We start from the raw sequence: 11,914 nt of genomic DNA on the forward strand, positions 1-11,914 counted from the left end.
AATACTACACAAAATTTATCTACATCAAATTGTGAATAAACCCACCTAAAATTTAAAAATAAAAAAAAGAGGCTATCCTTTTGAGACAGCCTCATTGTTTAAACCTGCTTTTAGCTTTTAGCTCTTAGCCTTTAGCTTTTAGCCTTTAGCCTTTAGCCTTTAGCCTTTAGCCTTTAGCCTTCAGCTTTCAGCTTTCACTCTTCACTTTAACGACTCTCACCTTCCATACTTCCGGGCCTCTTTCAAGATATTCCCACCTGAATGGCTCCTTGCTTTCCGCTTCCATCTGGTAATACAGTGGCTTGGGATCATGATCATTAAAGAATTCAAAAGCTTCTCCCGGCTGAATATCTGCAAACGCTTTATAAAACATTTCATGCCGCTCCGTAGGTGGATAAGGGCGTAAGTCAAATTCGTTTACGACCGAAAATCCATCATCACCCAGCCCGCTTTTTACCTCTTTCTTAATATGAACAATATATTCATCAGGCACTTCTTTTTTATACGACCATGCAAATTGGCCGGCAAATTTATTTTCAAAAATATTCCTGATTTCCGAAAGGTTTTCCTTAGCGATCAGTTCCATCGTAGTGCCTTGTTCCATCATGCCGTAGCGATGAAAAACAATTTGTTTCCATGACTTTTTATCCGCTTTGCGAAGGTCTAAAAGCGTGGCTACATCTTTTAATTCCCTGGCACCGGAGGCTTCAGTCCGCGTTACTTTTACTTTCCATTCCCGCCCGCCGCGATTGAGGTATTCCCAACCCACTACGTCGCCGTAAATGGATTTAAATTCGTAATAGAGCGGTATGGGGTCATGATCGTTTATAAAAATAAAACTTTGATTTGCCGGCAACTCACCAAAAAGTTTTATAAGTTTTTTATGGCGTTCAATCGGGACAAGTACCCGAACGTCTAATTCCTCTGTTGTTTTAATATCCTCATTCATAGTATTGATTTTATTGCTTTTGTAGATTACTTTTTTGATCTGATGCAGGTAAGTTTTACGATTTAATGATTGCAAATAATTTACAATATGCCTTTATTTTGCGGCCGGCCTTAAAATGGTTTTAGCACCATCAAAACGATTATTGTCAAAAAAATTACATTTTCAATTCTTTCAAAGAGAAACAGTTTGCCAGCCATTTTGTAATACGCTGGCGGAATTACATCGCCCTCATGTATTTTTAATAATCTCTTAATAGGCTTTGAGCGTGGCGACAGCACCAACGGCCCAAATGCCAGCGCAATCAAAAACAAAATGAGGCTGGTAACATACCATCCCTGCCGGAATAGATAATTATTCAGCGCGCCCATCCAAAGGCCGGTTATAATGAGCAATGTTCCGCCAATCATTACAAAAATGTGAAGCCTGTTCCGGATTAAATAAGCGTGCTTTAATTCAGTCATAGTATTTGCCCTTGTAACAATATAAATCATTACGAAGCCAGGCCCAAGACCCAGGATGGCAGAAAAGACATGGATTAATAAAAGAAACCTGTAAAACGTCATAAGTAAAACTCACCGGTGAATCAATGCAAACTTCCTAATAAAAAAGTATTCTGTTTATCGAATTTGGGAATAAGATGATTGTCTATCAGGGTAATTCTGATAGAAATGTATCCGGCAGTAAACAGATATTTAAAGAAGATTTTTATTTTCGTTCGGCAAGCCTTCTAAGAAAATCTGCGAGGTCAATTAAAAATTAAAACAGGCGCACCTCTCCCACTTGTGGTATTCGTTACTTATCCGAGAAATGCTAAACGCAAAAATCTTGTGTTTGCGTTTTTCTGTTAATTTACGGATTGATGAGTTGTTGGAATGTAAAGTCGGTATTGCCCATTTTTATTTCATTCTTACTTGATTCCGATTGTGCCTCTCTTGCGTAAACAAACATTTTTTGTTCATAATCATCAATGGCACCTTGGATGGTTTCAAATTTTCCGTTCGTAAGATTTTCTGACAAAATTAAAGCATCCATTAGCCCGATGTTTACGCCTTGTCCGGCAAAAGGTTGCATTAAATGGGCTGAATCACCAATTAGTGTTATCGGCAATGGACGATTTTTACTCCAGGGTTTATCCAATGGAAATTTTCTTATTGGCAAACCAACAAAAAAACTAGTTGAACGAATTAGCTGTTTGTATTCTTCACTCCAATTTGAAAGTCTCTTTAAAAGGAACGCAACAACACTTTCTGTATTATGAAAATCTAATGCGTTTCCGTTATCCCATTCTTGTGGTTTTTTGAAAATGATACCATAAGATAATACACCATTATTGAATGGGTTTGCCACTAATAGATTGCCTTGAGATGCAGTCATTAGCCTGTTACCGTTGCACAATTGAAAAAAATCAGGACAGTTTGTTCCAGGTTGATGAATGTCGCCTTGTATAATAAAAGTACCTGTTTGTACCACTTCGCTGTCGGAAACAAAATTCCTTGCGCCGGACATCCCGCCATTCGCTATGATAACAAAATCTGCGGTTGCACCCGGTTTGTTTTCAAAATGCAAAATCCATTTTTCGCCCTGCTGTTCAAGTCCTGTAAGTTTTCTGTCCCAAACAACTGTATCGGTTTTCAAACTGTCGAGCAACATTTTCCTTAAGGCATTTCGGTTTATTTCGGGATTGTCAAACTGGTCTTCAGGTGTTGGTCTTCTCGTTGATAAAATGTTGCCTTTTTCGTCTGCAAAGTTGATTCCCATCGGCAAGGCGAGGTCATAGTAAGTCTGTAACAAGCCCGCTCTTTTCATGGCTTTTTGGCCGGAACTTTTGTGAAGGTCAAGCGTTCCGCCCCAAATTCTTGCTTGCGGGTCTGTGTCTCTTTCGTAAACGGTTATGTGTTGGCCATTTTGCTGCAATAATTTAGCTATTGTCAGTCCAACCGGCCCTGCACCGATGATGGCACTTTTTTATCGTTTAGTAAATTCATATTTCGTTTGTGCCTTCAACCATTCATAATTATAAGGAAAATAATTTCCCATTTCCACCGTGTAAATGTAGCTGCAATTAGTGATTATAAAATTTTTAAGAGCTTTCGTTTGAAAACAAAAGCCACAAACAATTTAAGTGCTTGTAGCTTTTGTACCAAAGGCCTTATATCTTTTGAGCTTACTATATTTAAAAACCATACATGCCACCTGAAACGGAAATTTGCTCTCCCGTAATCCAGGCCGCATCATCAGAAGCCAGGAATACAGCAACTTTCGCAATATCTTCCGGCTGACCTCTGCGGCCAAGTGGTGTATTGGCAATAAACATTTTCTCATACTCACTTCCGGTAGTAACACCTGCATTGCGTGCACCTTCTGTTTCCGTGGCACCCGGTAAAATAGAATTGACGCGAATATTTTTTGCACCCAGTTCTTTGGACAAAGAAATTGTTATCGCATCTAATGCCGCTTTCGTTGCAGAGTACAACGAGGCCGCCGGAAGAGGCATTTTGCTTGCACCTGAACTGATATTGATGATATTACCACCCTTATCGCTAAACAGTTTCAAAGATGCCTGGGTGGCAAGTATAGGCCCCAAAACATTGACGTTGAAATGCTGATGAAAGCTATCTGCTGATACTTGTCCGATAGGTTCATAAATGTGAAAGGCTGCGTTATTTACCAAAATATCCAGGGCACCGAAAGCTGCCGTTGTTTCTTCAAACAACCTGTTCACGTCTGCTTCCTTCGACACATCGGCCTGCACCGAAATAGCTGTGCCGCCATTGTCAGTTATCTCCTTAACCACATTATCTGCTCCTTCTTTACTTCTGGCATAGTTTACAACAACCTTTGCACCTTCCCGGGCAAACGCCTTTGCAATTCCTGCACCTATTCCTTTTGAAGCACCGGTAACTACCGCTACTTTACTTTTTAATTTATTCATTATTTATGTTATTTATTTGAGGGTTAATATTTGAAGAAGCCGTCAGCTTGTGCAAGCTACCGGGTAACAGGCAAAACGATGGCTCCCCGAAAGTTACAATCGCGATTCATCAGGCGAAGTTGACCAGGTCTTGAAAAATCAGCCGGCCCCAGCTTTTTCCGCGTGCCTGTACCAGCAGTCCGCCTTCAGAAAGCCCGCCAAGTTGGAGGGGTGAAAAACCGAGTTTTTCCGCAAGCGCACCGATTTCCGCTGCAGCGCCCTCATCGTCACTCGCCAGGAATACAACTCTCCTGCCACCGTGTACGGCCGGCTCCTGGGCAAGCACCGCAGCGACCAAATGATTGAAGCCCTTGACCAGTCTTGCACCAGTAAAAGCATGTGCGACAACCTTGGCAGAAGGCTGTCCTCCCAACTTCTCGGGAGGTATACCGTAGGCGTTGGTCACATCGACGATGATCTTTCCATCCCAATTGGGCAGCGCCTTTGCGACGTCGGCGTGCGACTCGAAGCGGACGGCCAAAAAGAGGATGTCAGCCTTCACCGCTTCAGCGAGTGTTTTAGGAATAATAGTAGTCCCGATTGCGGCCGCCTCGGATGTGAAGCTTTCGGGGTTGCGCGTGGTGGCAACGGATACTTCGATGCCTTTGCGGGCAAACGATTTAGCCAGGGCCTGGCCGATATTGCCGAAACCGATAATTGCGTATTTTGTTACTTTGTTTTCTGATGTACTCATTGTATTTATTTTTTACAAGTTCTATTTATAATGTGATTTCTATTCTATGAAAATTGGTTCAGGATGATTATTTAAGCCGGCGACAAATAGGTGAGACCACCATCAACAAGGAGTTCAGCGCCAAGCATAAAAGAAGATTCATCAGAAGCCAGGAAAACTGCTGTTTTGCCAATATCAGATGGTTGCCCGATTCTGCCTATCGGCATTGCATCTGCCCAATATTTTTTTACAGCTTCCAATTGTTCGGCAGGAACGAACTTGTCAAATACCGGTGTATCTGTTGTACCGGGTGATATTACATTCACCCTGATCTTTCTATCTAAAAGGTCGTTTGAAAATCCCTTTGCAAAATGGATTACAGCGGCTTTCGCAGCACCATACAGCGTAAAAGAAGGATAAGCCCGATGCGCTGCATTTGACCCGATAAGAATAATAGAACCACCATCATTCATATAGGGCAGTGCTTTGTGAACCGTGAAGTAAACACTTTTCAGGTTTAAATCCATTGTCTTATCATATGTGGCTTCACCAATATCTGCCACAGAACCAAATACAACTCCGCTAACAGCACCACCTGCATTGGCCACAATCACGTCTATTTTACCAAATCTTTCAGCCGTTTCCCTAAACACTCTTTCCAGGTCGGCGATGTTGGTTACATCGGCATTTATAGCTATAAAATTTTCGCCAAGTTCAACTACAGAACTGTCTAAAGTTTCCTGGTTTCGGCCGACAATAGCTCCTATAGCACCTTCATTTTTCAATTCGCGGGCAATGCCAAACCCAATACCACTATTACCTCCTGTAATAACGGCTACTTTGTTTTTTAACTTACTCATTATCGTGTTTTAAATTTGTTTCGCGAAGATACCATCTATAGTATATCTTTGTAACCATTATAGTTTATTCTGGTTACTATTAGGTAACTACAAATTTAAAAACATGAGAGACGAAAAATTTTGTAATTCGAATTGCCCGTTTACGAGAGCCATTGGCACTATTGGTAATAAATGGAAGCCAATAATTATAAATGTTATCGGCACCCGTAGCATTCGTTTTGGCCAATTAGACGCGATAGTACCCAACATTTCGAGGAAGGTATTGACCGAACAGCTAAAAGAGCTGGAAGAAGATGGATTATTGCAAAGATTGGCTTACAAGGAAATACCACCAAGGGTAGAATATAGGTTATCTGAAAAAGGCCTCGCTTTTTTGCCAATTTTAGAAGCCATAAAAGAATGGAATATAAAATATGAAATCGCTACCATGCCCCTGGAGACTGCATAACAGGGAAAGTAAATCAGTCCGGGTGAGGTAAACCTTAACCTGACAACGAACAGGAAATGGAAAATTCACGATTGTCTCACAGCGCCCCCTTCGATAGTTTTGGCAATAGGATGATGAACTAAAATAATATACTAACTATAATAAGTGGAGAAAAATAAACAGTAAGACACACTATGCAACACTGTTCACCTTTTAGGAAACAGGCAATTCAAATTTTTATCTACTAAGATTGCATCATGTAGCTTTATGAGCCGGGAACCTTTAACACATATATTTCCCTGCCGGAGCCGTAATTATTTACGGCATCGGAAACTGATAATCTTATGAATCTCGCTGAGGGATGATTTTTAAATTGAAAAGTCTTTGCAGTATTATCCTGCAGCCAATCAAAACTTCCTGCCGGTATCCATTGGTTCTTATCCATACTGTATTCAACGGCACCTTTTAGGATTACACCATTTCTGCCGTTCATCCGCGGCAAATATTCGAGCCGGTCTAATTGGTTGAGCGTTTTTAAATCAAGGATTATAGAAAAGGGAACTGATTTTTGTTCATACTTTGTATGCCACATGCTCTTATCATCAAAATCAACCAGCTTACTGATTTCATAATCTTCTTCGTCCTGCGCGGAAGATGTGGCAGTAATATTATGAATCGCAAATTTCAGCGGATTGACTTTAGTTTTAGCCGAAACATTTGCCCATTCAGAATAACCATCTTTATTCACTGCCCTGATTTTAAAATGATATTCACTTTCGGGCTGCAGGTTATTAAATAAAAAATGAATGCTCCTTATAGTTGTATAACGGACACCCTTAAACGTAATTTCATAATAGTCTGCATTTGATACAGCACTCCAATTAAGTGTAATTGCATAAGCCGTATTGCCGCTGTCTGCCGCGTGAAAATTTGCAGGTGCTGCCAAGCTGCCGGTATGAGTTTCTGATTTAGCTTTTGATTTGAATTGAAATCCTTTGATACGAAGCTTTACAGCGTTAACAGTGATATCAGTGGGCGATACCTTCACCCAAACCTGTGGGTTTTTAATCATTTTTATTTTGGCAAAATCGCTTCCCTTTGTGGCAAATTCATTTAAGTCGGGTGCGGCATTATAAAAATAAACGTTGCTATTTTTTTCAAATGATTCCAGTGATTTCACTTCGGAAATTTTTTGTTTCTTTCCGCCAACACTTACTTCAATATTTGCCGGCCTTGCAGTTACATTAACTTTAAAGATGGTGGATTTCTTTTTTACAAAACCTTCAAAATCTCCCTTTGCCGGATGAACAATAATATTCGCCACATCGCCGGAAACACCTGATTCTATAAGGGTTGTAGCGCCATCCCCTTTTTTATAGCTTTCTGTAATTCCGTCATCATCATACTGGGTAAAAGCAGACTTTTGCGATGGATAAATTTCGTAAATTCTCACACGGTTGTCAATTTCTGAAACGTGATTATTGGGCGCGTTCATTGGTATGATTGCGCCCTGCTTCACGAAGACCGGCAGTTTCCAAAGCGGCGCATCAAAACTATTGATGACAGCACCGCCTGTATATTCGCGGCCTGAAAAATAATCTATCCACGTTCCTTCGGGCAAATAAATATTGTTGCGGATATCATTACCGTTAGTGTCCATAGCAGTAGATTGATAAATGGGTGCAACCAGGAAATAAGGCCCATACATAAATTGGTATTCTGTTGAAACACCCAGTGTATAAGGGTTTCGTTCCTCAAGAAACATAGCCCGAATCATGGGCAATCCTGAAACTGCTTCTTTAGCAATGCTGTAAGTATAGGGCAGCAATTCGGATTTCAATTTTAGGTAAGTGCGGTTGATAGAAGTAGTTGGCTCACCGAGCGCCTGCGGATATTTTGGATTTGCGCCCCATCCATCCATGTTAAGCTGCATGGGCGTAAACGTTTTCCATTCAAATTCGCGTGCGTTCACAATCGGATTTTTACCTCCGAAAATTCCGTCCATATCTGAGGTAATGTTGGACAAGCCAGACAAACCTGCCCCGATAAAAGTTGGGATGTGGAAACGAATATATTCCCAATTGCCACCGGTTTGATCTCCTGTCCAAACAGATGAATACCGTTGCGTGCCGGCCCAGCCGTCCACTGTGATAAAGAATGGCCTGGCGTTATCTCCATAATAAGGAAGGATGTGGCCAACATCTGCAACGCCGTGCAAGCCGAAAGAATAGCCGGCGCCCACCCATGCTACATCTGTTTTCAAAACCCGCACGCCTGCATCGCGCACTTCTTTTACAATGTCGCGCTGCAGCAGTGCGCTTACGTCTTTTTTAGGATGCAAATCGGACTGAGTCCAAAGGCCAATTTGTACCCCATTTTTGCGCGCATAGTCACCAAAGGATTTTAAATTGGCGATATTGCTATCGAGCGTGCCGGTTTGCCCGTAGCCCGCGCCGTATCCGTCATTCGGCAAAATCCAGCCAAGGGGCATATCATTATTTTTATAACGGTCTATTACCGCCCGGGCTGAAAACTGGTAATTACTCTTTTCCCCGTTCAATGATTCTTTAATACCGCCATTATCCTTCTGGCTCTCCTTGTATCGTTTGCCATCTTCAAAAAGAATTCCTGAAGAATCCTGTTTCCAGTAATCGCGGTTATACGCATTTAAGTGCCCTTCATAAAAAGCAAATTTGGGCAGCAAAACAGGATTGCCTGTTAATTGGTAAAAATCATTCAGCAGGTTTACCGCGCCATCATCAATCATAAAAAATACATCGAGGTAATCCGTGTTGTGAGTAAGAATAACTTCGCCTTGCTTCTCTGTACCGAAATCATATTTACCTGGCTTAAAAGTGTACCACATAACACCGTATCCCGCTGTTGACCAATAAAAAGGATTTGGCGAAGCCACTCCCCCATCCGTCCAGCTATTCTCATTTACGATTGAAATACTTTTTCCCTTATGAGAGAATCGGCCATTTTGAACGCCGCCACCAAAAAAATATTCATCAGGATTTTCTTTCAAAACCAACGTAACTTTTCCTGCTCCAAACTTTACAGGCTCGTGCATAGCAAGCACTACTTTACCGGCCAGTTTATTTTCTACTTTGAATAAGGAAGTTTTTTTATTAATTAAGACAGCAATTTTTGAAGAAGCGATGGTAATTTCATCTGCTGTACTCTCTAATGTAAGCGTTGACACGGGTTTCCGTGGATTATTGACCAAAATTTCTGCCGGTGGATTAGCCGCCGGTCTTCGGATAAGCCCACCTGAAGTATCTTCAAAAACACGAAAAATATTTTCGCCATAAAAGTCAATCGTCATCCGGTGCTTGTCAGCAAATACCAATTGAATGGTGGTCGGATTAATTTTTTCAGCAGCTATAATTCTGGTCGAAATGGAATCGCCTGGCGGGATATGAGGTGCAGCAGCAAAAACGCAACCAGGGATTGAAAGTAAAATAAGAATTGAAAAAAATAAAATTAGATGATTCCGCAACAGGCGCATCAGGAGGTTTTGTAATAAAAATTAATAAAGAAATAAACAATGGATGTAAAAGTAAAATAATTATACGCTTATATGGCGGCTTTGAGTAACAGTCACGTTAGTCGCCGCACAATAAACCAAAATTAAAATCCGAACCATTTATCCTTTTACTGCTAGTCTTATTCCTATTCGTATTTCTCTTTCAATAATTTTTAAGATCACTTCACGATGTGATCATGAATGTATTCCCTAAAGAATTCTATATCCTTTCAATATTTAAATTGAATTTTACTCACCTATCATTGCTTCTGAAAAACGACGGTAGACTCTTTTGTGTTAAGCGTAATTTTATAATTGCCCGCTTCAGCATCTGTGATTACCCAATGATAATCGGGGTTTCCGCTTAATGCGAGTAATGCTTTATCATCACTGATGGCCTGACCCGGAGTTGCAGACATGAAAGTATCTGAAGACCAGCTCAACGCTGTTGGAAATTTAATTTCTCCGGCAAACAACGGGCCTTCCCATGTAAATTCATCGGCGTTTCCGGGAGTTGGCGTCATTGGAATTGCATCATTGATGCTCCATCCGATAGAAGTAGCATTGCCCACCATATATACCTGGTCGTAAGTAAGGGCTATCGGATCACCGGCTTTAATTTCTTTTTTACAAGAGGTGAGGCTGAGCGCAGCCAGCGCCACCATTGAAAAAAACAGGGCTATGGATTTTAACTTATAAAATTTCCGGAAAGTGATTATTTTGATGTGAGTCATAATATTTTTTTTATGCTTAAAAATGTTTCGGATTCTCTATTAGTATCCGGGATTTTGTTTTAACTGGGGAGAACTATTTAAAACATTTTGGCCGATAGGATAAATTTCGGTGTGATTATCGGCATCCGGCTGTTTGTCCCACCATGTGCCGGTATTGAATACGCCCCAGCGAATCAGGTCAGTGCGCCTTCTTCCCTCGGCAAGAAATTCACGTCCCCATTCATCGATCATTTCCTGATCATCCAACTGGCTGCCGTCTTCCTTATATAAGCTGGGCGAACCGGGAGGATAATTACGAACCCGAACCGCATTTAAAAGAACAGCAGCGGCAGCTTTATCGCCTGCGCGGTATTTGCATTCGGCCAATGAATAATAAATTTCAGCCAGCCTGATCTCTGCCCACGCGGATGAAATTTTATTCGGATCATCACTTGGATAATAGGGATACTTTGCCATAAACCAACCAGAATTATGATCAGCATGATTCATATCAGATTCCTTATCTGCTATTTTTGTTCCGGGCTTTGCGTCCAAAAACATACCTACCTGGTCTCTGAAGTATAATGGATAAGATCCTTTATTCCCCCTAACTGTATCTTGTTTTCCTGATGCATTGATATAAGGCAGATAGCCGAATAAAAACATTCCTTCGCGTTTACTGTTTCCCAGATTTCTATAAAGCTTTAATCGGTAGTCATCAGGGTAATTAAAAAATTTCACAACAGGCTTTCCTAGGTTAAATGTGTATTCGGCGCTATCAACATCATGGCCTGGTTGCAATCCAAATTTTGGATTTGCATCTCCAAAATCAGTGAAGCCAAAATACCTTGGAATCTGATACGACAAAAGACCGAATTGCATATCAATGGTGTATTGCCAGTGCGTAAGGCCAAAACTTCCAGGGAAACCAAATATGGTTTCTTTAGACTGGCCGTTCGTATAATCAAAAGGAGCGTCCCATCGGTCTTCCAATTGATAAGTTCCATATTTGCCGTCAATTATATCCTGGCACATAGCAGCACAATCGTTAAAACGTTCGATACCGGTATATACTTTTGAATTTAAATACAATCTTACGAGCAGGGCCGCTGCACCACCTTTTGTCCATCTTCCAATTGTATTTTCGCCTAATTGATCGTTGGTTGGTAATTTAGGAATTGCATCTATTAATTCTTTTTCTATAAAATCAAAAGTTTCCTGGGGAGTAGATTGTGGCTGTCCTTCGGACTCGCCTTTCACTTTTGTAATGATTTCAATATTGCGATAAAGATCAAACAGGCGGATATAGAGCCATGCACGCAGCGTATGAAGTTCGGCTATCATATCGTCGAGTTCTACCTGGGTCATACTGAACTTTTCGGGGTTCTTTATTGCTTCAAGGTCTTCCAGTGAATTAGTAGCTAAATCCACACCCTGGTAAAGAGCGTCCCAGCCGCCGTCTGTATATCCATCATTTGGCGTCCATGTATGATAATGAAGGCGCTGGTATTGGCCGCCATCAAACCAGTCGCCCTGGCGGTTAGCTGTCATTATCTGGTCGCCCGGATCTTCCTGCATGGCAAACAAGTTGTTTCCCTGGATGCTCCAGTAGCTGTGCTCAAATGCGCGCAAAAAATCACGGGTTACATCGTTTTTGGTTTGCAGAAAATTTTCCGAGGTGATTCTATCGTATAACGTTTCATCTAATTTGGTGCAACCGGCCACTGCCAGTAAAACAACAAATAATGCACTTTTTAATATTTTGCCTGTATAATTATTTTGTATCATTATC

9 protein-coding genes and 1 pseudogene are annotated in these 11,914 nt (G+C 41.1%); 1 reads left to right on the forward strand and 9 read right to left on the reverse strand.

Annotated elements, in window-relative coordinates; all coding sequences use genetic code 11:
* Window positions 1–187: 187 nt before the first annotated feature.
* The 6 genes and pseudogenes from EFY79_RS18630 to EFY79_RS18655 all read right to left on the reverse strand — a co-directional run bounded on the left by EFY79_RS18630 (window position 188) and on the right by EFY79_RS18655 (window position 5,453).
* Complete coding sequence (locus EFY79_RS18630; RefSeq protein ID WP_123122349.1) at window positions 188–949, reverse strand: DUF2249 domain-containing protein; 762 nt, start codon at window positions 947–949, stop codon at window positions 188–190.
* Window positions 950–1,059: 110 nt separating this feature from the next.
* The gene (locus EFY79_RS18635; protein WP_123122261.1) at window positions 1,060–1,512 is read right to left on the reverse strand and encodes a DUF2269 family protein; all 453 of its coding nucleotides are present in this window, start codon (window positions 1,510–1,512) and stop codon (window positions 1,060–1,062) included.
* A 286-nt stretch (window positions 1,513–1,798) separates the two neighbouring features.
* A pseudogene (locus tag EFY79_RS18640) lies at window positions 1,799–2,934 on the reverse strand (FAD-dependent oxidoreductase).
* 188 nt (window positions 2,935–3,122) lie between these two features.
* Window positions 3,123–3,881 (reverse strand): SDR family NAD(P)-dependent oxidoreductase, encoded by a 759-nt coding sequence (locus EFY79_RS18645; RefSeq protein ID WP_123122263.1) that lies wholly within the window; start codon window positions 3,879–3,881, stop codon window positions 3,123–3,125.
* Between the two features lie 109 nt (window positions 3,882–3,990).
* Window positions 3,991–4,614 carry an NADPH-dependent F420 reductase gene (locus EFY79_RS18650; protein WP_123122264.1) on the reverse strand — a complete coding sequence of 208 codons (624 nt, stop codon included), beginning with the start codon at window positions 4,612–4,614 and terminating at the stop codon, window positions 3,991–3,993.
* 71 nt (window positions 4,615–4,685) lie between these two features.
* Window positions 4,686–5,453, reverse strand: a complete 768-nt coding sequence (locus tag EFY79_RS18655) for an SDR family NAD(P)-dependent oxidoreductase (protein WP_123122265.1) — start codon at window positions 5,451–5,453, stop codon at window positions 4,686–4,688.
* A 103-nt stretch (window positions 5,454–5,556) separates the two neighbouring features.
* Here EFY79_RS18655 and EFY79_RS18660 point away from each other — a divergent pair, with 103 nt between their 5' ends.
* Window positions 5,557–5,901, forward strand: coding sequence for a winged helix-turn-helix transcriptional regulator (locus EFY79_RS18660; protein ID WP_123122266.1), 345 nt, complete (start codon window positions 5,557–5,559; stop codon window positions 5,899–5,901).
* Window positions 5,902–6,145: 244 nt separating this feature from the next.
* On the opposite strand, the gene EFY79_RS18665 is transcribed toward EFY79_RS18660, so the two are convergent.
* From EFY79_RS18665 to EFY79_RS18675, 3 genes are all read right to left on the reverse strand, one after another.
* Window positions 6,146–9,391: a TIM-barrel domain-containing protein gene (locus EFY79_RS18665; protein WP_123122267.1), complete on the reverse strand. Its 3,246-nt coding sequence runs from the start codon at window positions 9,389–9,391 to the stop codon at window positions 6,146–6,148.
* 278 nt (window positions 9,392–9,669) lie between these two features.
* Window positions 9,670–10,143 (reverse strand): SusF/SusE family outer membrane protein, encoded by a 474-nt coding sequence (locus EFY79_RS18670; RefSeq protein WP_123122268.1) that lies wholly within the window; start codon window positions 10,141–10,143, stop codon window positions 9,670–9,672.
* A 39-nt stretch (window positions 10,144–10,182) separates the two neighbouring features.
* Window positions 10,183–11,910 (reverse strand): RagB/SusD family nutrient uptake outer membrane protein, encoded by a 1,728-nt coding sequence (locus tag EFY79_RS18675; protein ID WP_123122269.1) that lies wholly within the window; start codon window positions 11,908–11,910, stop codon window positions 10,183–10,185.
* Window positions 11,911–11,914 lie beyond the last annotated feature (4 nt).

It is taken from the genome of Hanamia caeni (assembly GCF_003721595.1).
Classification (GTDB): Bacteria; Bacteroidota; Bacteroidia; order Chitinophagales; family Chitinophagaceae; genus Ginsengibacter; species Ginsengibacter caeni.

What these genes read in the sequence shown, in the direction of transcription:
- EFY79_RS18660 (WP_123122266.1), top strand. Translation starts at nt 5,557, where the DNA reads ATGAGAGACGAAAAATTTTGTAATTCGAATTGCCCGTTTACGAGAGCC.
- EFY79_RS18665 (WP_123122267.1), bottom strand. Translation starts at nt 9,391, where the DNA reads ATGCGCCTGTTGCGGAATCATCTAATTTTATTTTTTTCAATTCTTATT.
- EFY79_RS18670 (WP_123122268.1), bottom strand. Translation starts at nt 10,143, where the DNA reads ATGACTCACATCAAAATAATCACTTTCCGGAAATTTTATAAGTTAAAA.
- EFY79_RS18635 (WP_123122261.1), bottom strand. Translation starts at nt 1,512, where the DNA reads ATGACGTTTTACAGGTTTCTTTTATTAATCCATGTCTTTTCTGCCATC.
- EFY79_RS18645 (WP_123122263.1), bottom strand. Translation starts at nt 3,881, where the DNA reads ATGAATAAATTAAAAAGTAAAGTAGCGGTAGTTACCGGTGCTTCAAAA.
- EFY79_RS18655 (WP_123122265.1), bottom strand. Translation starts at nt 5,453, where the DNA reads ATGAGTAAGTTAAAAAACAAAGTAGCCGTTATTACAGGAGGTAATAGT.
- EFY79_RS18650 (WP_123122264.1), bottom strand. Translation starts at nt 4,614, where the DNA reads ATGAGTACATCAGAAAACAAAGTAACAAAATACGCAATTATCGGTTTC.
- EFY79_RS18675 (WP_123122269.1), bottom strand. Translation starts at nt 11,910, where the DNA reads ATGATACAAAATAATTATACAGGCAAAATATTAAAAAGTGCATTATTT.
- EFY79_RS18630 (WP_123122349.1), bottom strand. Translation starts at nt 949, where the DNA reads ATGAATGAGGATATTAAAACAACAGAGGAATTAGACGTTCGGGTACTT.